Source organism: Gracilibacillus oryzae, from assembly GCF_009498735.1.
In the GTDB taxonomy this organism is placed as follows: domain Bacteria; phylum Bacillota; class Bacilli; order Bacillales; family Amphibacillaceae; genus Gracilibacillus; species Gracilibacillus oryzae.
In genome coordinates this window covers 1-23,118 of sequence record NZ_ML762426.1, presented here as the reverse complement: position 1 = coordinate 23,118, position 23,118 = coordinate 1, and the positions used below count along the sequence as shown (strand labels likewise).

Genomic DNA, 23,118 nt, shown 5'->3' with positions numbered 1-23,118 from the left:
TTCTTATCATTCATTACTAATAGTTTACCGTTTTTTTAAGGTTTCCGGCTTCAATTTAATGCGAAAGAAGACGACAAACGCCCCTGCAAACAGTGCAAGGGGCAGTTTATCATTATCTGATTGTAGGATAAATTAGTTTCTCTTCAAAAGCTCATCCATAAAGTTATGGAATGTTGGAATATCCATTTGTTGTGCCGCATCTGACAATGCCACAGCTGGGTCAGGGTGTACTTCTGCCATCACACCATCTGCACCAATTGCTAAAGCAGCTTTAGCTGCAGGAAGTAATAAATCTCTTCTTCCAGTAGAGTGAGTAACGTCTACCATTACCGGTAAATGCGTTTCTTGTTTCAAAATAGGTACTGCAGTAATATCTAATGTATTTCTAGTTGCTTTCTCATATGTTCTAATCCCACGTTCACAAAGGATAATTTGGCCATTTCCTTTTGAATTAATATATTCTGCAGCATTAATGAAATCTGAAATAGTTGCAGACATACCACGTTTTAACAATACAGGTTTATTTGTTTCACCGGCAGCCTTAAGCAATTCGAAGTTCTGCATGTTTCTTGCACCAATCTGAATCACATCAATATAATTGATTGCTTCTTCAATATGTACAGGATTAACGATTTCACTTACTACTGCTAATCCATATTCTTCACCAATGCGCTTCAATATTTCCAGACCTTCGAAACCTAGTCCCTGGAAGTCATATGGTGAAGTTCTCGGTTTAAACGCTCCACCTCGAATCAATTTTAATCCTTCTTTTTTGATCGCTGCAGCAACTTCCGCTACTTGCTCATAAGTTTCTACTGCACAAGGACCAAAGATAAAATGCTGGTTACCGTCACCAAATCTATCTCCATTTATATCAATAACAGTATCTTCCGCTTTTTTCTTACGGGATACTAGCAATGCTTTAGAATGATCATCCTCCTGTAATTCAAGCCCTGCCTTGAAAATTTCTTTGAACAAATGAACAATTGTAGAGTTCTCAAATGGTCCATTGTTATGCTTCGTGATTAGATTTAACATATCACGCTCTCTAACAGGATCATAGCTACGATTAGCCCCTTGTTTTTCTTTCACTTGACCAGTTTCTTTTACCAATTCAGCACGTTTGTTAATTAAGTCCAAGATCTCTAAATTAATCTCGTCAAGCTTACCACGAAGCTGATCCAATTGTTCATTACTCATATTATATCCCCCTGCTCCTATTTTAAATTTCTCAAAAGTGTTATACTTTCTATATGATATTAGGAATTATTATAGCTAATATTTAGCAACTTGTCACCAGTAAGTTACAATATTTTATAGAAAATTAAAAATATATAAGATTGAGAGAGGGAATTCGACTATGTCTGAACAAATGTTTGCACTAGATATCGGGACTAGATCTGTTGTCGGATTATTATTAGATAAAACAGGAGAAAAATATCAGGTTATTGATTACTATGCAGTAGAACATAATGAGCGTTCCATGCTGGATGGTCAAATTCATGATGTCGTCTCTGTTTCCAAGGTCATTCAGCGGGTGAAACTTCATTTAGAACAAAAACACGAGATTATATTAGAAAAAGTATGTGTAGCAGCCGCCGGAAGAGCCTTAAAAACAAAAAGAATCCATGCAATAAAAAATATAGAAAAGCAGCCATTGATGAATGAAGAAGATATCTTATTCTTAGAATTGGAAGCAGTACAAAAAGCTCAATACGAATTAGCTCAAGAAGAAAATCTGGAAAAGAGTTCTCATTATTACTGTGTTGGGTATTCCGTTCTAAATTACACACTTGATGAAGAAATTATTGGTTCATTAATTGATCAACAGGGAACAGAAGCAAAGGTAGAAATAATTGCGACATTCTTGCCTAAAGTTGTGGTTGAGTCATTATTGTCAGCTCTAAACCGTGCCAATCTCCACTTGGAGGCTTTAACATTAGAACCTATTGCAGCTATTCATGTCTTAATGCCTCCATCGATGAGAAGATTAAATGTGGCGCTAGTTGATGTTGGAGCAGGTACTAGTGACATTGCCATTACATCGGAAGGAACTGTTTCAGCTTATGGTATGGTCCCTCTAGCCGGAGATGAAATAACGGAGACAATTAGTGATCATTATCTATTAGACTTTAACCAGGCAGAACAATTTAAAAAAGATATCACATTAAATAAAAAAGCAACAGTTCAGGACATATTAGGATTTGAACAAGAAGTTACATATGAAGAAGTAATAGAGACTGTTTTACCATCTGTTGATAATTTAGCTTCAGCTATTGCTGAAGAAATTTACCTGTTAAACGGACATGCTCCTAAAGCTGTTATGCTTGTCGGAGGTGGAAGTCAAACTCCTGAACTAGCCAAGCGACTAGCAATCAAATTAAAATTGCCTGTCAACCGTGTAGCAATCCGTGGAGTTGATGCTATTCAGTTACTTGAACCAAATGCAGCTATACCAGTAGGCCCTGAATTCATCACCCCAATCGGTATTGCGATTGCAGCCAAACAAAATCCTGTTCATTATATTAGTGTAACAGTTAACGAGAGAATGGTTCGATTATTTGAAATGAAACAATTAACGATGGCAGATGCTTTGCTGGCAGCGGGAATAAAGATACAAAAATTATATGGGCGTCCAGGTATGGCCTATATCGTTACTTTTAACAATAAAAGTGTAACCATTCCAGGAAGTTTTGGAACAGCCCCCGATATCCTGATTAATGGAGAAAAAGCTTCTGTTGATTCGGTAATTAAAAATGGGGATGTTTTACAAGTGTTACCTGGAGAAGATGGGAATAGCCCTGAGATAACAATTTCGGAATTTGTCGGTGATCTTAAGCCAATTACTATTTTTGTTAATCAGGAAAAGCAGACATTGCAACCATCCATTATTGTGAATAATAAACAAATTACAAATGGAGATTATCTATTAAAAGATGGGGATAAGATTCAGTTTGATCAGAAAATGGATATAAACAAGGTGAATCAAATTGCTGAACAAAACCGTACCTTTCACATATGGGTAGATGATCGGAAAGTAGTAATGGATGAATACAAAACAATAATTTTAGTCAATGGACAATCAGTGTCTGAGAACTATTACTTAAAAGACGGAGACAGGCTGGAAATTATAAATGAAAACCAGCCTAAATTACATAATTTAAGTGCAGAACTGCAAATCTCTTTTGAGAAATCAATTGATATTATTTACAATGATCAGCCACTTAAAATTACAAAACCGTTAATGGAAGTATTCCGTAATGGAGAAATACTGAACGCAGATGATCCGCTTCACGATCAGGATAAGTTACAAATCAAAAAGATAAAAGACACGCCTTTTATCTTTCAGGATATCTTTCGATTTGTTTCCATTGATTTGTCAAAAGCTAAAGGCAAAGTGACGATGCTCAGAAATGAAAACCCAGTCTCATTTTTTGATCCATTAACACAAGGCGATAAGATTAAAGTAGTCATTGAAAGTTAATTCAGCTATTTTCCAGCAATGTTTCTTCCGTAATATCATAATGGGATGCATGCCAGGTAACTTTTTGGTTTTCTATTTTTAAAACTTGTGGTGATTCATGTTTGATATTATATTTATTTGCAATATGTGCAGATAATTCACGTGATGTTTGGACATATAATCGATAGGTAGGATTATCCGTTGTTTTACCGTAATTCTCATATGCTTTATTGGCTGCACTGCTGATAGGACATGTTAAACTGTGTTTTAAAAGTAAAAATTTGCTCTGTTGTTCTTCGATTTCCTGCAATGCTGTTATATCATTTATATCCTTTATCATTAGAAACTGCACCTCTTTCTTTGATTTATATATGGAAAAACTGCCCTATTGTGACACTGGGCAGTTTTTTTCTGTTAAGAGAATAATGAAGATAAGACTTAGCTTTGACCGTTTTTTATCTTAGATATTAGTAACATTGTCATCATCTGTTTCGTCAAATGCCTTTGCAGCATCGTCAATAGCTCTTGCTACTTCTTCGGCAGCTTCTTCCGGCTCTTGCTGACCTTTCATCTTGTCCTGAATAGTCGTTTTTGTTTCTTTTAATTTGTTTGTTAAGTTTTGAGATTTTTCAGATACCACTTGACCTAATTGGTTAGACTGTTCCTGTGCATAACCTTTCCATTCATTACCTTTATCATAAGCTACTTCTTTCCATTCATTCGCACGGTCTTTTACATAATGAGCGCCATGGTTAATATCACTGCGTAATTCTTTCCCGGACTTAGGTGCGAAAATTAATGCTAAAGAAGCACCTACAATACCTCCAATTAGTGAGCCGATTAAAAAGTCTTTACTATTAATATTCTGGTTATTTTCCTCATAGTTATTTTGTTGGTGTGTCATTTCTCATTCCTCCAATTTGTTTTTTTTATTTTTTTTAAACATTTCAAACACAACTGTGCTCCATTTGATCGCTTGAGCTGTATTTTCCTTATTTTCTTCAGCAACTCTGTTTACTGTGTGGGATACATTTTTAATGGATTGCGTAAACTCTTTTACACTGTCTCCAATATTCTTTACGCCATCCACAAGGGTATTCAAACGTGTTGTCTTGTCATTGATGTCATCAGCAAGTCTATTGGTTTTATTTAATAGTGCTGTTGTTTCTAGTGTGATACCCTCCATTTGTTTTTCTAATCCTTCTAATGTGTCCGCAACATTCGACATTGTTCTTTGCGTTTCTTTTAATACTTTCACTAAGAAAAACACTAATATGGCGAATGCCAGTGCTGCTATTATGGCTGCTAAATATCCCAATATTTCCACAATTTCACTCCTCAATATGTACTATTAATAATATTTTAAATAATTATAATTTTGTTATACCCGAACATCGTAAAATATAAACAATAAAAAGACAAAGAAGGAAAAAATCTTCCTCCTGTAATGTAATTCCACAAGAAGTGTCATTTTTCCTTCTTTTCCAATCAATTAATTCTGAATTTCTTCATATGCTTCCTGATATTTCTGTATATCTCCCGCACCCATAAATACCAGCACGCTATCCTTGTGGTTTTGTAATACTTTCACTTCTTCCAACTTTAAGATCTCACTACCTGCAATTAGAGCCTGTAAATCATCAATAGTCAGACTCGATTCTTTTTCACGTGCAGAACCAAAGATATCACATAAATAAACGGCATCTGCTTGTGAAAGTGATTGGCCGAATTCTTTTAAGAAAGTTTTAGTCCGGGAATACGTATGTGGCTGAAAAATAGCGACAATTTCTTTATTCGGGTATTTCTTACTAGCAGCTTCAATCGTTGCTTCAATCTCTTTTGGATGATGAGCATAATCATCAATCAATATTTGGTCCTGATAATTTTTTTCAGAGAATCTTCTTTTTACTCCTTGAAATGTCACCATTTTCTTAATATCCTCTGGATTCATGTCTTCATATTGGCAGATCGCAATAACAGCCAATGCATTTAATATGTTATGTGTACCGAAACCATTGATTTGGAATGTATCATAATAATCATTACGAACATGGACATCAAAGGTTGTTTTCTCATCTTCCACGCGGATGTTCTTTGCTTGGAAATCATTGTTCTCATTTAATCCATAGTAAACTACCGGTACTTTTGCCTGGATTGATTGCAAATACTCATCATCCCCGCAAGCAACAATACCTTTCTTAACATTATCAGCCATTTCTTGAAAAGATGAATAAACATCTTGAATATCAGCAAAGTAGTCAGGATGATCAAAGTCAATATTTGTCATAATCGCATAATCAGGATGGTATGCTAAGAAATGTCTTCTATACTCGCAAGCTTCAAAAACAAAATATTGGCTGTCTGCATTACCACAACCTGTCCCATCACCAATTAGATAAGATATTGGATAAGTTTCATTTAACACATGTGCTAATAAACCAGTCGTTGAAGTTTTTCCATGTGCGCCTGTTACAGCAATACTAGTGTATTTCGTTAACCATTCACCTAAGAAATCATGATACCGGTAGAAAGGCAAACCCAGCCTCTTGGCTTCCTTAATTTCCTCATGGTCATCTTTAAATGCATTACCTGCAATAATAACTAAGTCATCTGTTATATTTTCTTTTGAAAAAGGTAAAATAGGGATATTTTTCTTTTCAAGTGCTTCTTGTGTAAAAATGTGCTTCTCAATATCTGAGCCTTGCACATTCAGTCCTGTATCAAAAAGAATTTGAGCTAGTGCACTCATACCAGTTCCTTTAATACCAATGAAATGGTAAACTTTCATAAAATGAACCTCCAAAATATAATCATAAATAAATTCAACGATCAAAACCGTTACTTAATGTTTTAATATACATCCTTTTTTAGTCTAAATCAAAACTGTTATCTCATTCTATTCAACAATATCTCTAATTGTTCTTCACTCATCAGAAAAACAAGGCTTGTCATCTGAAACTGAACGACAGTTCGTATTTGGTATATAAAAAATACCTCTGTCTATCATAAAGGAATATCTTATATTGAACAAGTGCCAAAGAAGACAATGGGGAAACCAGTTGAAGTAAACGTGACTTTCAAAAAATTAAGAGTACATATTATTATAGTCATGTCGATTAATTAATACTTCCCTTTGTTTGCTGCCATTTTGCCCGGAAATAATGCCATCCTGCTCCATTGAATCAATTAACCGTGCAGCACGATTATAGCCAATTTTAAATCGACGCTGTAACAATTATGCACTCGCTCCATTATGTTCCATAACAAAGTCAATCGCTTCATCATATAGTTCGTCAACCTCTGCTGAGGAGGATACTTGTTCAATTAATTGTTCCTGCTCAAACAAATAATTCGGTGCTGCCATCTTTTTCACATAATTTGTTATTCTTTCTATCTCTTCATCAGAAACAAATGCACCTTGTATTCTTTTTAGTTCCCCGGAACCATTTTCTATAAATAGCATGTCGCCTTTTCCTAATAACTTCTCCGCTCCTGCCACATCTAATATTGTTCTGGAATCCACTTGTGAGGAAACACTAAAAGCAATTCTAGTCGGAACATTCGCCTTAATCAGACCAGTGATAACATCAACAGAAGGTCTCTGGGTCGCAATTAATAAATGGATTCCGCAAGCCCTTGCTTTTTGGGCGATACGGCAGATGGCATCTTCCACATCCTGGGGAGATGTCATCATTAAATCTGCTAATTCGTCAATAACAATGACTAAATATGGCAATTTATCTCCAGGTCGATTTTGGCGGTCCATTTTTTCATTATATCTGGAAAGATCTCTTACACTTTCTTTCACAAATTTCTGATACCTTTCTTCCATTTCATTAACTGCCCATTTCAACGCAGAGGTAGCTGCCTTTACATCTGTTATTACAGGGGCAACTAAATGCGGAATATCATTATATGGTGTAAGTTCAACCATTTTAGGATCAATCAGCAGAAACTTAACTTCTTCATGATTTGCTTTATATAATAAACTTATAAGAATGGTGTTGATACAAACACTTTTTCCTGAACCCGTCGCTCCAGCGATTAAGCCGTGCGGCATTTTTTGCAGATCTGTTACAATTGGCTGGCCTTCAATGTCCGCACCTAAAGCAACAGTTAACGGTGAATTTGGCTCTTGAAAAGTAGTTGATTCAAGCATTTTTTGTAAAAAGACAGGTTGAGACACATCGTTAGGCACCTCAATTCCAATCGCATTTTTCCCAGGGATTGGTGCTTCCATCCGAATATCTTTTGCTGCTAAATTCAACTTAATATCATCACTCAAGTTCTTGATTTTACTCACTTTCACACCTGGCTCAGGCTGAATTTCAAACCTGGTAACAGATGGACCTTGTGTTGCTCCTATTACTGTTGCTTTAATATTAAAATGGTTTAAAGTTAATTGCAACGTTTCTGATTGCTGTTTAACCCAATTAGATTGCTCCAGAACAGGTTGACTTGGTGTGTCATTTAACAAGTGATAAGGTACCTTTTTGGTGATAACGGCTTGTGTATTTTGTGAATGTTCGAGTTGTTTCGAACGTTCCAGCATTTTTCTTTTATCTCGCGGTGTCATCATCACATTTATCGGTCGTTTGGTAATTTTATTTCTTTCACGTTCTGGCTGATTTGCCGCAGACCTTTCTTCTCTTTGCTTATGTACATGCTGAAATTGCTCTGATTCAGAGGCATGATACAGACTTGATTCCGGCTCATCCAATTTTATATGTTCCTCGTTTGCTTCGTTGTTCTCTTCATTTTTGTCTTTCCTTATCTGCTCACTTGTTGGTAATTGGCTTTCATTCGCGATAAATTTACTGTGTGTTTCTCTTTTTATATCCTTTATCTCATTATTTACTTCTTTCATCTTTGCTTTACTGTCTTGTTCGTGTATCTCAATTTCGGCTTTACGGTTTGTTTCTCTAACCGATTCTTCTCTCTTATTATCATTTACTTCGATATTTTGTTTTTTCACTATTTTTTCCAAGTTAAAGCCATGAATTGGTGATGGTACATGGCTGACAGTGAATGGTTTATTTAATGAAACCTCAGTGGTATCTTTTTTTAGTTGTGCTGTTTCATTGCGCTTTATTTTTTCACTATTTTTCTTATTCTGATGATAGACTGGCTGAATATTTTTTGGGTACTGATAAGCTATTTTTGTCTCAATTGATTTCGCACCATACAATCGGCTGTTCTCTATATTATGATGAATTTCTTTCATTTCTTTGATTTCTTCCACTTCAACAGAATCATCTTCAAATAAATGGTCCCATTTATTTTTAATGTTTTTCCACATCGTACTTCACTCTCACTTCCTGCATATATAAATGGTACGATTTGTTTTTCTATCCATATCATTTTATCACGAATCCGCAGCTATGAATAGTTGCCATAAGAAATAACAAGGAAAAGAAAAACCTCTGTCAGATGACAAAGGTTTATACTGCAAACTCTTTTCCTGTTTTTGTATCTTGCGGCAGGACGTAAATCCCCTTTTCTTTTGGTGCGTTTGGCAGGCCTAATTCTTTTTGAGAACAGATCATACCAAATGAATCTACTCCTCTTAAATTAGATGGCTTGATTTCCAATCCGCTAGGCATAATCGCCCCAATTTTAGCAACGACTACCTTTTGATCCTTATCCACGTTTGGTGCGCCACAAACGATTTGCAGCTTCTCAGTGCCTACATCCACTTGACATACACGAAGTTTATCGGCATTCTCATGCGGTGCTATATCGATAACATGTCCAACAATAAATTTTGGTGATAAATCGATGTCTAAAGTACCTTCAACATCATTTTTCTTAAAAATCCCTTGTAGTTCCTCTAACAATTGCTCATCTAACTTCAATTTGCCGTTTTCTAATGTGGAGAAATAGGAAGAAGCTTGAAAAAGATTATAGCCAATTACTTCCTTCGTCTCATTATCGATTATTTTCACAACATCATTATATGTCTCATAAGTGAACTTAGCATGATCAATTGATTTTAGGGGAATCAGTAAAACATCCCCAATCCCTTTATTATTATAAAATACGTACATTAACTCTATTCTTCCTTTCCCTATTTATCTTTTGGTTTATTTTTTGCAAGGATAAAGACTGGTTCCAGTTTCTTTTCATCATAGACAAACGGCAAGGAAGTAATCGGCACACGTCCGTCCGCAAAAAACTTCATTGTCATTTGTGCTATTATATCGTATCCTGTCTGGTTCTGTATATCAGCCACAATTAAAACATCCTGATGCGGGACAGCTACAAGCAATTCGCCTATCGCGTTAGCCTTCATTTCTTCCAGAAACGATTCGTTTAAAATACGACTGGCATCATAGCCATCTTGTGGTGAAATAAAATAGAAATCATTCTCAGCAACCGTATCTTTCTTTGGATCAACTGGTAAAGAGCGCACATTAAAAAGTGATATTTCCTTCAGCCTGTCCTTAGTCCATCCTTGTACCTCAAGCATTTCTTCATCAATAAGCTGGTAAGTTGAGCCTAAATCCAAAGCATAATAAACATTTGTTTCTGCTGTGTGTTCTGTGAATACTAATTTGACACCAGCCTTCGTTTTCTTTGGAAAAGATGTTGCACGAATGACAGGAAATATGTTCTTCTCTTTGCCATTCAAGTGATGCTCTTTGTTCATCATTTTTAATGATTCACTAACATGATAGTATAGCTCATCTAGTGCAGCTTCTCCTCTTTGTTCAAACTTCGCAATAACATTTGGTATCTTAATTGATACTCCTTGTTTGGAAGCCTCCCACTCTACGCGATAAGTATCTTTATCTCTTATAAATGACACTCGCCATCCATCTTTTTGAAAAAGTTTGTCTAATTTCTCTTTCATTTTTAATGTTGTCATTTTCATTTCTACGTCCTCCTTTTAGGAAGAAAACAATCAGCTACATTTTAGCATTTCCCATTGCGGGAAAGCAAGGAACATCAAATGAAAAGGAGCTTATCTTTATCGATAAGCTCAATTTATTATGAGAATAAATTTGTTAAGAAGGATTCAATTTCCTCTTTTGTTTTACGATCTTTACTAACAAACCTGTCAATTTCCTCACCTTTATCAAAAGCTAAAAAACTTGGTATACCAAATATGTCATATTCTGCACAAATATCTATAAATTGATCCCGATCTACGGAGATGAATTGGTAGCTTGAATACTTTTCCTCAATTTTTGGCAGAAAAGGCTCAATTACACGGCAATCTGGACACCATCCTGCTGTAAATAAGAAAATTACTTTATCTGATTTTGTCAATTGTTGAAATTGCTCTTCTGATTGTAAGTGTTCCATTGATATCTACTCCTCTAACTATGGTCTTCATATGCAATTGAATTCGCCATTTTCATCATCTGCTCTGCATCGTAAACCAGCTGGTCCATCTGACTGATTGTTGTTACCTTCACACCGCCAACACCAATTTGCAATTGAACAGAATGACTATCTTCTTCAATAATACTAATATAACTAAATCTGTTGTTATCTTCAAAAGACTCTAATTTTAACTGGTTGCCTGATTCCTGTACTGCCTGGTAATTCAAATTGCTCGTTTCATCCTCAAATGAATTATAGAAAAGAATATAGGTTTGGTTTTCGCGGGTAATGACTAGATTGTTTGATTTCTCTTCCTCTACCTCAAATCCTTCGGGCAAATATAAAGAAAAGTTCGTCACATTATGATTAGCAGATTGTTTTTCTTGCTGAAATTGTTCTTCTGCGATATCTACAGCTTCCTCTAAAACTTGCTCAGTTGGGACAATACTCCATACGCTGATTCCTATAAATGCAGCTAGCAATAATAAAATAACAACTAGCCCAGCCATTTCTTGTTTCATCGTATTCCTCCTGAAAATTTAGTCCTATTTTCCCCCTTTTTCCATCATACTTTGTTTTCTTTAGCAGTACAAGAGTTAAACCCCAACATTTCTGACTCCAGTTGGCCTTTCAGCAATCTAACGACATGAACAAACATCGTTTCTCTTGAAACCCAATGGTTGGTTAATATGCCAATAGCACCTGAATGTTGCCGGATATTTGCCACATTTGTGAGATCTTGCATAATTTTTCCTAGTTCGATACCATCATTTATTTTTTCTTCAATCGTTTTCGGTAATGGAATTCTCGCACCACTTGCTACGTAAACTCTTCCACCAGGAGATACTAATGCTCCCCAATTACATAAATAGAGCTGGTTTCTAATATAGGTTACTCCACCTTCTAAACCAATACATACTGCGTCCGGGTGAAGCACATGGCAATTTTGAGCACGGTTAATTGCACCTTCCATTGTTTCTTCGTCTGACATAGGCTGTTCCTTTATATTGGACGGTACTGGCTCACTCTTTACTATTTCAGCTCCGAAAACGGTCTGAACAGCCTGTCGTTTCGCTTTATTAGTTGAACCGATGATTACTTTCATCTTCTATTTATCCTTTTTCTAATATCGTATTAACAGTAGTTTGATCTGTAGCTCTTACTAACCGAACTAAAAGCTCTTTTGCTGCCGCATAATCGTCGACATGAATGATGGAACCATGTGTATGTATATAACGTGAGCAGATACCTATAACTGCTGAAGGAATACCATTGTTAGCTAAATGAACAGATCCAGCATCCGTTCCACCTTGAGAAATAAAATACTGGTAAGGGATATTGTGAGTTTCTGCTGTATCCAGAATAAACTCTCGAATTCCATGATGTGTAATCATGGAACGGTCAAATATTCTTAACAAAGCTCCTTTGCCTAATTGTCCGAACTCTTTTTTATCACCTGACATGTCATTTGCCGGAGATGCATCTAATGCATAGAAAATATCTGGCTTAATAAAGTTTGCAGCAACTTTAGCTCCCCGCAAACCTACTTCCTCTTGGACGGTTGCACCTGAATATAATTGATTGTTCAGCTTCTCATCTTCTAGTTCTTTTAATAATTCTATTGCTAAACCACAGCCGTATCTGTTGTCCCATGCCTTTGCTAGTATTTTCTTATTATTTGCCATTGGAGTAAATGGAGAAACAGGAATAATAGATTGTCCTGGCTTTATTCCCATTTTTTCTGCATCAGCTTTATCGTCTGCTCCTACATCAATCAGCATATTTTTTTGTTCCATCGGTTTTCTTCGCTCTTCTGCAGTTAAATTGTGAGGAGGAATCGAGCCTACAATTCCGATAACTTTGCTTGTTGCTGTATAAATTTCAACTCTTTGCGAAAGCAGTACCTGAGACCACCAACCTCCCAATGGCTGGAATCTGATCATACCATTTTCCGTAATTTGTGTTACCATAAATGCCACTTCATCCATATGACCTGCTACAAGCACTTTAGGCCCTTCCCCATTTTTGACTCCAAATACACCACCTAAACGGTCTTGTATTACCTCATCTGCATATTTGCGCAGTTCCTGGCGCATAAACTGACGCACATCACGTTCATCTCCTGGTGCTCCAGGAAGCTCTGTCAGTGTCTTAAATAACTGCATTGTTTCTTGATTCAATTTCAAACACCTTCTTTTATTGTTTTTTTTACTATAACACTTTTTTCATGTTAGTAAAAATACTTGCAATTTGTGATTGTTTATTTTTAAACTATAGACATATTATATGTTTTGCTAATCTGCATATAGAGGTGAATAAATTGAAAATGAAGCAAATGTTGGCAGCTGCAGGTATCGGATTTTTAATTGGCTATGCAATAAAGACAAGGCAAGAAGAGTTATGGATGAAACCAGAGGTTGTCTTGAAAATGACGAAGAAAAAGTTTCAACAACATTATGATGTTAGTGGTTCATGGATCTATATGAAACGTGAACAAATATATCTGAATGAACTGAACTATGAGGTCTATCACGGCGGGATAACGAAACATATTGATGGTAATCATATTCCGTTAGAATTTTTTGTAGATGCTAAAACAGGTACAATAATTAAAACAAAATCACAGGACTCCCGCTAAAGCAAAAAAAACTGCCGACTCCAGGCAGTTTTTTTATGTGAAAGTCACAACAGCACGGTAGATAGGTTGTCCTTTTGCTGAGAACTTCTCTTCATATTCCGTCATAATATTCGTCGGATCTTCCATTGCATGTAAATCAAGAGATACCTCTTCTAATCTGCATCCAAATTGCGAAAAACTTACAAGAGAATATTCGAATAATCCTTGATTATCTGTTTTTAAAACAAGCTTTCCATTTTCTTTCAGTATTGTCTTATAACTTTCTAAGAATGTTCGGTATGTTAAACGTCTTTTTTCATGCCGGTTTTTAGGCCAAGGATCGGAAAAGTTTAAATAAATAGTATCAATTTCACCAGGCTTAAAAATTTCTAACAAATCTTCTGCATTTTCATTAATTAAACGTATATTCTCACAGTCTGTTTCGTTCACTTTCTCAACAGCTGAAACAATTATACTTTTCACAACTTCCATACCGATAAAATTTGTTTCAGGAAATTGTTTTGCCATTCCGCAAACAAACTGGCCTTTTCCAGTTCCTATTTCTAAATGTATTGGCTGACTGTTGGAAAATGCACTTGACCAATTCCCTTTTCTGTCTGTTGGTGTTTGGTCAACAATATCTGCATTTTCTTTCAAGTAATCATCTGCCCATGGTTTATGCCTTGCTCTCATAAAATTACACCCTTCTTATCAACAGTTTTTTGCATTTTCAAATTCCGTTCAAAAACGAATCAGTATAGTTTTCTACAAAAAGTTAAAGCTATAACTGAGGTGATGAAATATGACTTTAAACGTACAACACCAATTAGAGCTCCTGCATGACTTACTGAGTTTACATGCAGAAGAAGGTTGTGGAAGTAACGCTGAATGTGAACAAATCGCCAGGCTGATTCATTCCATTCAACAACAAAATGCCTTACATTTTCCATTATCTCAACATATGGAAAATATAAGACAGTACGGAGTAAATGGTGCAAATTCTTCTGAAATGGAACAACATATTTTACGTCACCAGGCATCCTTTAATCAATGGCTGCAATCAATCAAAGATTCCAATTACTAACTTGGTAAAGAAGCTGATTTAATTCTCTGAGGTGGGAATTAGCTTCTTTCTCCCTGTTTTGCTTTACAGACCAAGCGTAGCCAACGATTTCATCGATGATTAAATACCAGTGAACTCTTTGCATCAGATGATGACTATTTTCCATGCCATAGTAACTTAGCCACAGATCCCAATCATCCTTCGGTATATAAGACTGCAGTATTCTGCCAATATCCATAGCTGGATCCCCAACACGTGCATTATCCCAGTCAATCAAAAACAATTCACCATTTTGGGAAAGCATCCAATTATGGTGATTAAGATCACAGTGGCATACAACTGTCTCGTTTACCGGCATTAAATAGGCACGAGTTTCCAAAAATTTATTAGCTTTGTATAACAGAAGAGAATCCTTCAGTTCATTCGTACTTTCGAAAATTTCTTTTACCATTGCTAAGCTGTTTTCAGGAGTAACTGTTGTTTTCTCTATTCTTAAAAGCATATCTAAAAGTTCTGAGGAATGGTGAATCTTGCTAAGCAATGAAGCTACTTTAGGATGCTGCATTTCTTCCACATTTAATGCTTTACCTTCAAGCCATTGTTGGGCAGTAACAACATCACCATTTTCTAAACGCTTTGTCCAGACTAATTTCGGTACAATTCCTTGTGCGGATAATACTGCTAAAAAAGGGGAAGAGTTACGTTTTAAAAACAACCGCTTATTATTTGATTGTGCGTAATATGCTGCACCCGTTGAACCACCAGCTGGTTCAATTGTCCAGTCATCTCCTAAAATATGTTCCACAGTTGTCACCCTCAATTCCTCACATAATCTATTAATTAATTATCATTTCGTATTGGTAGAAATAACTTTAGCTATTCCTATTAATTAAAATAGGGAATAGTAATAATAGATTACCGCAAAACTAGACATAATTTCAAGTATTAATTGATATTTTTCTAAAATTCATAGAAATTTTGTCTATTATTGTCTTCTTTTTTGTCTGTTTCTCTTTCCCATTCAGGTCGTCTGAAGGCTGTTGTTTCGCAATATTTGAGAATAGCATTAGCGACTTTTAATTGATTGTGTTTAAGAGGGGATGTTAAATTTTGTTTTTGATTCAGCCACTCTTCATATTCACCGCGACCAATATATTCCATTTGATATGGCTCCGCTTTATATTCTATATCATTTTTTCTTGACAGAACTGTTCTCTTAATCGGGAATTCCAATTGCTGGTTATTTAATATAGACCGAATTATTTTTTCTGTTCGCTTTAATGGAATAACAGGACTTAACACTTTAGACTGGATACCATTTTCTTCTGTAAACCAGACTCTTTCATCATTTGCTATAATGGTTTTCCTGGCAGTCTTCTCGAAGATTGTAATAACTTCAACCTCTAATGGGCTAATAACGATTATTTCACCATCTACTAAGTGATTTTTCAATGAGAAAACAGGATAATACAATAATAGATAATTATCAGGGATTCTCTGCAAGAAAAACTTCAGTAAATAATCTCTTTTATAACCTTGATCCAAAAATGACATTTCACTTATTGTGGTGGAGGCCCATTTTAGCTGAAATCCTAATAATTTATCCAAAAAATAATGTTTGAGTTCTAATTCACTCTCAGGTAAATACGTTTGCTCTTGTTCTTCCTCTTCATAATCATTATCTTTTTTTCGGCTGAATAATCTGCGCCAGTTGCTTTCTTCGCTAGATTCCTCTTCTTTTCCTCGTTCTATTTTCTTATTCTCTTGCTGATTCACCCACATTGACTTCATATTTTTCCAATTTTCTGTCTTTAAACGAGAGAATTGGCCGGGATAATGATATATGTCTGTTTCATACCGTGAAATATAGTTTTTTAACTTGATGAGCTGGGCCATTTTTCCACTCCTAATTGCTTGCTAATCTAAAAACAGCGATTGGCTCATATTTGATTTTGCTGTTCAAATTTATTTTATAGATCGCTACTTCTGTTATATCCATTTTTCTTTCCTGATAATCCTCTAAAATTGTTTGATCGAAATGCAGGTTTTTATCATGCCATTTCTTTGCCAAAGTAATATGTGGTTGGTAGCTTCTCGTATCTGTTGGCAAGCCTAATTCTTTACACTTGTCAGTAACTAATTGATGTAACTGTCTCACTGCCTGGGTTCTTTCTACATCTACCCACAATACTCTAGGCTGTACTGATTTGCCGAATGTTTTCAAATGGCCGATTGTTGTTGTAAACGCTGGAAGCTCTTCCATGCTCATTAAAGTTTCACTTAACTCTGTTATCTTATCCTGGCTGGTAGCACCAAGGAATTGTAATGTAATATGGAAATCCTGCTCATGAATCCATACTTTAAAAGGCAGCGACTTTGTTTTTATATTCTCCTGAATCTTATTTAGAAATTTTTTCGTGTTTTCATCAATTTTAACTGCAACAAAATAATGGGGATCCCCTTGTTTCATTTACAGCTCTCCTTATAAAAGTTTTTGGTGGGTCTCTTTGTCACAAATGACATATAATTCGGCATCATCAGGTATTTTCTTGTCTAACATTCGGTTGATATTCAATTTGTTCTTGTCTGCAACCAATGTAGCGCCATGTTGGAGTAAATCATTAAACGCATCACCGTATGTTGTCCACTCTGACTTTACCGGAACATAATACAGATCATCCCCTTTTGATCGCCTTAACAATTGGGAGAAGATATTGGATACACCTTTCCTGAATGCAGATCTTACAAATAAAGAAGAAATGGTTTCATCTGAAAGAATAAACTCATCCACATTCATGTATCGGAAATTTTTCAAATGTGTTTCTTGCATTATTTCTGCAATCGTATGAACGTTTGGAGCAATTGATTCAATTGTCGAGGCAATTAATAATGTTTGCCCATCTGCTAATTGGCCATTGCTGATATTATCATTTGCAAAAATTAATACAGATTTGGCTTCATTTATGTTCGCTTTTTCTAATGTAGCTTTCTCTGAAGCATTGCCTTTAATGTAAAAAACATTCGTGTCTAAAATTGGCGCTGTTTCCAATTGATCAATAATAATAATATCAATAGTATTATCTGTTGTAAGCATTTCTTTAATCGCAAATTTCGCCTTTTGCGACCAGCCAATTATTATATAGTGCCCCTTCCCGTTATACACAATATCACCTTCCTGTCTTTTCTTTCGGTATACGGCAAATGCGTCAATAATTTTTCCTATAACTATACCGATTAAACCAATACCGAATATGTATAAAAACAAACCAATAATACGTCCAAATACAGTTACCGGATAAAAGTCTCCATAACCCACTGTAGTTACCGTTGTCATGACCCACCAGAAACCATCAAATATTGTAGGGAAAGTTTCCGGTTCTGCTAAAACAATAATAACAGAAGTAAAGATCACCAATAGAATACTTGAAATAAATAAAAAATAATTAGAGATATGAATTGTTTTTCTAAATAATAACTTTAGAAGGTACATAAAAGAATCACCCCAAAATTTTAATTGTCTGTAAATTCTTAATTTAAAAACTAGATAAAATAATAAAACAAGTGTAAAATATAAGTATCAACTTGAATATGCTTTTATATGGTTACCGATAACTTTTAAGGAGTGATTCTTTGAGTCAATCAACCACCCGCATGCTATCTCGTGCCAAAGCCGTTTATTTATTTATTAAAGAGAATGGGGCTGTCAGCACTGGTGATATAGCAGAAGAATTTGGTATTACAGACCGTACAGCACAACGAGATTTACATTTGTTAGCTTACAACGGGCTTGTCAATAGCCCAAATCGGGGACGTTGGGAAATCACAAAGAAAAAAGTAAGAATCTCTTAGTAAGGAAGCTATATTTTTAAACGTATATATTTGTTAACCAGCATCTATTATGCTGGTTTTTTACTGTTCGCTTATTTCTTCAATGAATCTAGCTCATCGTTTGTCAGTTGTCTATACTTCCCTTTTGGCAGATTTTCATCTAATGTTAATGACCCCATTGAAAGCCTCTTTAAATAGATCACTTTTTTATCAACAGCTTCAAACATCTTTTTTACTTGATGGAACTTTCCTTCCGTTATAGTTACCTCTATTTCAGAAATGGTATCACCAGATAAGATAATTAAATCGGAAGGTTTGGTAACATACCCGCCAATATCGACTCCTTTTTTAAATTCATCGATATCAGCCTTGGTAACCAATCCTTCAATTTTGGCATAGTATTTCTTTCTCACATGTTTTTTAGGTGATAATAAATCATGTGCTAATTGTCCATCATTTGTAATTAATAACAGGCCTTCTGTATCTTTATCCAGTCTGCCTGCAGGAAAGGGATTTAAAAGCTTATCCTTTTCTTCTAAAAGATCTAAAACAGTCTTTTGCATGGCATCTTCTGTTGCGGATAAATAGCCAGGCGGTTTATGCAGCATAAAATAAATAAATTCCTGGTATTCGACTTTTTCTCCCTTACATGTAATGATATCAACCTCAGGATTAACTGTGATATCTGCCTTTTTTACAATAACTTCATTTACTTTTACCTGTTTCTTTTTAATTAACTGCTTCACATCTTTTCTGCTGCCAAACCCTGTATTTGCGAGTAATTTATCTAGACGCAAGTTCATCCTCCTATCGATTAAATATTCGATCAAGTATTTTTACCCGTCTGCCTACAATTCGTTCAAACAATGTGGAGGTGTAACCAAGATACATATAGATTCCTCCGCCAATCACTACACCGATAATTGCAATAATAAATGCCTCTATTCGGCCATCCTCGTATGTTATAAAGAAACCGAACAGCCATTTTACAAGTAAAAGTACTACAGACATAATTATAGTAAATATAATCATTAATGTTGACAACTTAATAAATCTTTTGTAAGAAAGACTTAGTGTCATTCGAATTTTCCAAAGATTCATTGCAACGGCAATAGTTGTAGCGATCATTGTTGTAATAATGGCACCTTTTGCTTGAAATGTTTGGATCATAATGGAATTCAAAAGTAACTTTATAAGGATACCTGCTGAAAGACTAATTAATGTAAATTGTTGCTTTTCAATACCTTGTAATATTGCAGCAGTAATTGTAAAGAATGCAAATGTTAATGCTAGAGGAGCATACCATGCAAACAATTTCCCTGTGATCTCAATTTGGTCACCACCAAACAAACCAGTATATATTTCATTAGCAAGAATAATTAAACCCAAAACAGCTGGTAATACAAAAAACATAATAATTTGGATCGTCTGATTGACTTGTTGTTTTACAAGTTCTAGTTGATTTTTTTGAAATGCTTTAGTTATTTCAGGAATCAGAGCAAGAGATAAACCTGTCGCAATCGTAACAGGAATTATAACAAGCTTGTGTCCTTGTACATTAAAACTGGAATATGCTATGTTTGAAATATCCTCTAATCCAATCTCTGCCATTGCGTGCTGGAATGTGTATTGATCTATTAATTGATACAAGGGTGTGGCTATTCCAACTAGAACAAAAGGCCCTGCATACGTAAACAACTCAGAAAGCAGGTCTTTTTTTGGGATTTCTACTTTGTGTTTTTGTTCAACAACTTTTCGATTGAGATGATTTTTTCGCTTCATCCAATATATTGCTAAAACAATCCATGAAGCAATTCCACCAACAAAAGCTGCAAATGCTGCAAAACTGATTGCTGTAGAAATATCGTTATATACCGTCATTATGAAAAATACTGCAATTAATAAAAACGCAATACGAATAATTTGTTCCACTACTTGTGATACAGCAGTTGGTCCCATTGATTCATTCCCTTGAAAGAATCCTCGCATGATAGACATACTCGGAATAAGAAGAAGAGCAAAACTAACCATTTGTAAACTGCTCACAAGGTCTTCCTCTGTTATTTCACCCTCTGTTCTGGGATCCCACATCATTTTAGCAATAAAATCTGCACCTAAGTACATAATAATAAAGGAGACTATACCCGTTATTATCATCATGATAGTACCTAGTCTAAACATCCTCATACTTGTATAGTAATCATTTAGTGTATTATATTTTGAAACAAATTTAGAGACAGCTAATGGAACACCTACTGTAGATACGCTTAATAATATAGTGTATGGAGTATAAGCATATCCGTATAAGGTCATTCCTTCTTCACCAACAAGATTCGTGAAGGGAATCATATAAATCATCCCTAAGAACTTCGATAAGAAACTAGCTCCTGTTAAAAGCATTGTTCCTCGAATAAAATTAGACCTTGACATGTTTTCACCTATATTCTTCATATTCATATAACGTAAACTATTTTATCATAACATTTACATGAATGTTATCGAAAGATGTCATTATAAGGTATTAATTGTTGTTTTACTCTTATTACATTATAGTTTATTATGAAAAAGGAACAGCAATAGAAATGAGGTTTATTTTATGACATATCAAGTTGTAGTCATCGGCGGTGGTCCATCTGGTTTAATGGCAGCTATCGCTGCAGCAGAGCAAGGTGCGAAAACATTGCTTATAGATAAAGGAACAAAATTAGGAAAGAAGCTGGCAATTTCAGGGGGAGGTCGATGTAATGTCACCAATCGCTTGCCAGAAGAGGAAGTTATAAGGCACATTCCGGGTAATGGAAAGTTCTTATACAGTGCTTTTTCTACTTTCAACAATTTCGATATTATTGATTTCTTCGAAGGCCTTGGTGTTGGTTTAAAGGAGGAGGATCATGGCAGGATGTTCCCAATCAGTAACAAAGCACAAGATGTCGTTCAATCTTTACTCGATCAATTAGCGAATTTACAAGTTGAAATAAGAACAAAAACAACAGTGAAAGCTATTGACTATGGAGAGCAGTCACACACGATCATATTAGAAAACAGAGAAAAAATATCTACAAATTCTGTTATCATAGCAGCAGGGGGAGCATCTGTTCCTCATACTGGATCAACTGGTGATGCCTATCCATGGGCAAAAAAAGCAGGACATACAATCACAGAGCTATACCCAACTGAAGTCCCGATTGTTTCTAATGAGGGCTTTATTCGTAATAAATCCCTCCAAGGTTTAGCACTTAGAGATATTGCTTTATCTGTTTATGATGAGAAAGATAAAAAAGTAATTACACACAGGATGGACATGTTGTTTACCCATTTTGGTATTTCAGGCCCTGCAGTATTAAGATGTTCTCAATATATTGTAAAATTATTAATGAAAGGCCAAAAGTCAGTACGAGTCTCAATAGATTCCAAACCCGATCAAAAACAATCCAACTTACTGGAGGAAATAGTTAATATTATAAATAATCAACCGAAGAAAAGCTTGAAAAATATTTTAAAAGGGTATGTACCTGAACGGTTTCTGGATTTCATCTTAAAAAAGTGTGAAATTGATCCGCAAACAAATGGCGCAAATATTTCCCGGGAAAAGATTAATGCAATTGTCGATAATTTTAAAAGCTTTTCCTTTTTGGTCAATGGAAGTTTGCCATTAGAGAAAGCATTTGTAACTGGTGGAGGTGTTTCTATTAAAGAAATCGTTCCAAATACAATGCAATCAAAGCTTATGCACGGTTTATACTTCTGTGGAGAAGTTCTGGACATACATGGATATACCGGTGGTTATAACATAACAGCTGCTATGGTAACAGGAAGAGTCGCCGGAATGCATGCAGCTTGGGAGAGCTTAGGTTAAGCACTCACTTATCTAATTCGATGGTATACCGCATAATACTGCTTCAGTTTTATGCGGTTTTATCATATTCAAACAACCAATTATCATTTATAAATCAATTCAAACCGCTCACATACTACTGGTACCTTATAATGGAATTCTTCATTTATCGCTTCATATTCTCGTTTAAAGAAATCTTCATGGACCTCACGCCAATATGCTAAAGATCTATCCCCTTCACCTTCCAAATAGGCATGCTCTGCTTCAACTTCATTAAATGTTTTAATTTCCACAGTAGTTGTTTTCACTATTGCAATTGGTTCTTCATCACCATTCAGGATAATATTATGTAATCCGGGGTAAGGCAAAGCTTCTGAATACAGCTCATACAATCTGTAGTTGGATGTGGTTGCTGTTTTTTTACCTTCTATTACTAGCTTTCCTAACTCATCTGCATGGTGACTATTGCTTCCAAATCCCCATGCTTCATAAACATCTGGAGCAGTAGGATGTTCGGCTTTAAATCTGTTCCAATATGTTGCAATCTTTTCATGATTCATGTAATAACACTCCAATCTAAAACAATCTAATATGTCTGGACAAGTTTTGCCAAGAATTCTGTATGATAGATATATTATAACATTAAAAAAGCTTTTAGAGTTTCCTCTAAAAGCTTTTTTGTTTGCCTGGCAGCGTCCTACTCTTGCAGGGGCAAGGCCCCAACTACCATGGGCGCTGGAGAGCTTAACTGCTGTGTTCGGCATGGGAACAGGTGTGACCTCTCCGCTATCGTCACCAGACAATGTATAAGATTGTGGTATGATATACCATCAAAACTAGATAAGAAATATGGACAAGTATCAAACGATGTTAAATTTAGTTAAGTCCTCGATCGATTAGTATTCATCAGCTGCACATGTCACCATGCTTCCACCTCGAACCTATCTACCTCATCGTCTCTGAGGGATCTTACTCATTTACAT

The 23,118-nt window shown here is 35.4% G+C and carries 23 protein-coding genes, 2 rRNA genes and 2 pseudogenes; 5 read left to right on the top strand and 22 right to left on the bottom strand.

Annotated elements, in window-relative coordinates:
• Nucleotides 1-132 precede the first annotated feature (132 nt).
• Nucleotides 133-1,200 (bottom strand): bifunctional 3-deoxy-7-phosphoheptulonate synthase/chorismate mutase, encoded by a 1,068-nt coding sequence (locus F9U64_RS05425; protein ID WP_153402002.1) that lies wholly within the window; start codon nt 1,198-1,200, stop codon nt 133-135.
• Between the two features lie 160 nt (nt 1,201-1,360).
• On the opposite strand from F9U64_RS05425, the gene pilM reads away from it, so the two are divergent.
• On the top strand, nt 1,361-3,484 hold the full coding sequence (pilM, locus tag F9U64_RS05420) for a pilus assembly protein PilM (RefSeq protein ID WP_153402001.1): 2,124 nt from the start codon (nt 1,361-1,363) through the stop codon (nt 3,482-3,484).
• 1 nt (nt 3,485) lies between these two features.
• On the opposite strand, the gene ytxJ is transcribed toward pilM, so the two are convergent.
• The 11 genes and pseudogenes from ytxJ to F9U64_RS05365 all read right to left on the bottom strand — a co-directional run bounded on the left by ytxJ (nt 3,486) and on the right by F9U64_RS05365 (nt 12,972).
• Nucleotides 3,486-3,803, bottom strand: a complete 318-nt coding sequence (gene ytxJ / locus F9U64_RS05415) for a bacillithiol system redox-active protein YtxJ (RefSeq protein WP_153402000.1) — start codon at nt 3,801-3,803, stop codon at nt 3,486-3,488.
• Between the two features lie 120 nt (nt 3,804-3,923).
• A complete protein-coding gene (locus F9U64_RS05410; RefSeq protein WP_153401999.1) occupies nt 3,924-4,367 on the bottom strand; it encodes a YtxH domain-containing protein in 444 nt (147 codons plus the stop codon).
• A 3-nt stretch (nt 4,368-4,370) separates the two neighbouring features.
• Nucleotides 4,371-4,790, bottom strand: coding sequence for a DUF948 domain-containing protein (locus F9U64_RS05405; protein WP_153401998.1), 420 nt, complete (start codon nt 4,788-4,790; stop codon nt 4,371-4,373).
• 165 nt (nt 4,791-4,955) lie between these two features.
• The gene (gene murC / locus F9U64_RS05400) at nt 4,956-6,251 is read right to left on the bottom strand and encodes a UDP-N-acetylmuramate--L-alanine ligase (protein ID WP_153401997.1); all 1,296 of its coding nucleotides are present in this window, start codon (nt 6,249-6,251) and stop codon (nt 4,956-4,958) included.
• 297 nt (nt 6,252-6,548) lie between these two features.
• Nucleotides 6,549-8,762: pseudogene (locus tag F9U64_RS05395) on the bottom strand (DNA translocase FtsK).
• Between the two features lie 142 nt (nt 8,763-8,904).
• Nucleotides 8,905-9,510, bottom strand: coding sequence for a YtpR family tRNA-binding protein (ytpR, locus tag F9U64_RS05390; protein ID WP_153401996.1), 606 nt, complete (start codon nt 9,508-9,510; stop codon nt 8,905-8,907).
• A gap of 20 nt (nt 9,511-9,530) precedes the next feature.
• Nucleotides 9,531-10,337 (bottom strand): DUF1444 domain-containing protein, encoded by an 807-nt coding sequence (locus tag F9U64_RS05385; protein ID WP_153401995.1) that lies wholly within the window; start codon nt 10,335-10,337, stop codon nt 9,531-9,533.
• Between the two features lie 116 nt (nt 10,338-10,453).
• Entirely contained in the window at nt 10,454-10,771 is a 318-nt protein-coding gene (locus F9U64_RS05380; RefSeq protein WP_153401994.1) for a thioredoxin family protein, read from the bottom strand.
• Nucleotides 10,772-10,785: 14 nt separating this feature from the next.
• Entirely contained in the window at nt 10,786-11,313 is a 528-nt protein-coding gene (locus tag F9U64_RS05375; protein WP_153401993.1) for a hypothetical protein, read from the bottom strand.
• A gap of 44 nt (nt 11,314-11,357) precedes the next feature.
• On the bottom strand, nt 11,358-11,897 hold the full coding sequence (locus tag F9U64_RS05370) for a DUF84 family protein (RefSeq protein ID WP_153401992.1): 540 nt from the start codon (nt 11,895-11,897) through the stop codon (nt 11,358-11,360).
• Between the two features lie 7 nt (nt 11,898-11,904).
• Nucleotides 11,905-12,972, bottom strand: a complete 1,068-nt coding sequence (locus F9U64_RS05365; RefSeq protein ID WP_153401991.1) for a M42 family metallopeptidase — start codon at nt 12,970-12,972, stop codon at nt 11,905-11,907.
• 146 nt (nt 12,973-13,118) lie between these two features.
• Here F9U64_RS05365 and F9U64_RS05360 point away from each other — a divergent pair, with 146 nt between their 5' ends.
• A complete protein-coding gene (locus tag F9U64_RS05360) occupies nt 13,119-13,430 on the top strand; it encodes a PepSY domain-containing protein (protein ID WP_153402264.1) in 312 nt (103 codons plus the stop codon).
• 33 nt (nt 13,431-13,463) lie between these two features.
• Here F9U64_RS05360 and trmB read toward each other — a convergent pair whose 3' ends face one another.
• A complete protein-coding gene (gene trmB / locus F9U64_RS05355) occupies nt 13,464-14,102 on the bottom strand; it encodes a tRNA (guanosine(46)-N7)-methyltransferase TrmB (RefSeq protein WP_153401990.1) in 639 nt (212 codons plus the stop codon).
• A 109-nt stretch (nt 14,103-14,211) separates the two neighbouring features.
• Between trmB and F9U64_RS05350 the strand changes: the two genes are divergently transcribed.
• Nucleotides 14,212-14,493, top strand: coding sequence for a YtzH-like family protein (locus tag F9U64_RS05350; RefSeq protein WP_153401989.1), 282 nt, complete (start codon nt 14,212-14,214; stop codon nt 14,491-14,493).
• Here the strand turns inward: F9U64_RS05350 and F9U64_RS05345 are convergent.
• The 4 genes and pseudogenes from F9U64_RS05345 to F9U64_RS23555 all read right to left on the bottom strand — a co-directional run.
• Nucleotides 14,474-15,277, bottom strand: coding sequence for a phosphotransferase family protein (locus F9U64_RS05345; RefSeq protein WP_153401988.1), 804 nt, complete (start codon nt 15,275-15,277; stop codon nt 14,474-14,476). The two genes, F9U64_RS05350 and F9U64_RS05345, sit on opposite strands and share 20 nt — an antisense overlap.
• A 155-nt stretch (nt 15,278-15,432) precedes the next feature.
• Complete coding sequence (locus tag F9U64_RS05340) at nt 15,433-16,368, bottom strand: NERD domain-containing protein (RefSeq protein WP_153401987.1); 936 nt, start codon at nt 16,366-16,368, stop codon at nt 15,433-15,435.
• Nucleotides 16,369-16,378: 10 nt separating this feature from the next.
• Nucleotides 16,379-16,942 (bottom strand): RNA 2',3'-cyclic phosphodiesterase, encoded by a 564-nt coding sequence (gene thpR / locus F9U64_RS05335; protein WP_153401986.1) that lies wholly within the window; start codon nt 16,940-16,942, stop codon nt 16,379-16,381.
• 12 nt (nt 16,943-16,954) lie between these two features.
• Nucleotides 16,955-18,004: pseudogene (locus F9U64_RS23555) on the bottom strand (ion channel); the annotation flags it as partial.
• A gap of 98 nt (nt 18,005-18,102) precedes the next feature.
• Between F9U64_RS23555 and F9U64_RS05325 the strand changes: the two are divergent.
• Nucleotides 18,103-18,321 carry an HTH domain-containing protein gene (locus F9U64_RS05325; RefSeq protein WP_153401984.1) on the top strand — a complete coding sequence of 73 codons (219 nt, stop codon included), beginning with the start codon at nt 18,103-18,105 and terminating at the stop codon, nt 18,319-18,321.
• 71 nt (nt 18,322-18,392) lie between these two features.
• Here F9U64_RS05325 and F9U64_RS05320 read toward each other — a convergent pair whose 3' ends face one another.
• Both F9U64_RS05320 and F9U64_RS05315 read right to left on the bottom strand, forming a co-directional pair.
• The gene (locus F9U64_RS05320; RefSeq protein ID WP_323125822.1) at nt 18,393-19,097 is read right to left on the bottom strand and encodes a pseudouridine synthase; all 705 of its coding nucleotides are present in this window, start codon (nt 19,095-19,097) and stop codon (nt 18,393-18,395) included.
• 10 nt (nt 19,098-19,107) lie between these two features.
• Entirely contained in the window at nt 19,108-20,730 is a 1,623-nt protein-coding gene (locus F9U64_RS05315) for a putative polysaccharide biosynthesis protein (RefSeq protein WP_153401982.1), read from the bottom strand.
• Nucleotides 20,731-20,896: 166 nt separating this feature from the next.
• On the opposite strand from F9U64_RS05315, the gene F9U64_RS05310 reads away from it, so the two are divergent.
• Nucleotides 20,897-22,156, top strand: a complete 1,260-nt coding sequence (locus tag F9U64_RS05310) for a BaiN/RdsA family NAD(P)/FAD-dependent oxidoreductase (RefSeq protein WP_153401981.1) — start codon at nt 20,897-20,899, stop codon at nt 22,154-22,156.
• Nucleotides 22,157-22,239: 83 nt separating this feature from the next.
• Here the strand turns inward: F9U64_RS05310 and F9U64_RS05305 are convergent, their stop codons facing one another.
• From F9U64_RS05305 to F9U64_RS05295, 3 genes are all read right to left on the bottom strand, one after another.
• Nucleotides 22,240-22,695, bottom strand: a complete 456-nt coding sequence (locus F9U64_RS05305; RefSeq protein WP_153401980.1) for an ASCH domain-containing protein — start codon at nt 22,693-22,695, stop codon at nt 22,240-22,242.
• Between the two features lie 124 nt (nt 22,696-22,819).
• A 5S ribosomal RNA gene (gene rrf / locus F9U64_RS05300) occupies nt 22,820-22,935 on the bottom strand.
• A 76-nt stretch (nt 22,936-23,011) separates the two neighbouring features.
• Nucleotides 23,012-23,118: ribosomal RNA gene (locus F9U64_RS05295) — 23S ribosomal RNA — on the bottom strand; the annotation flags it as partial.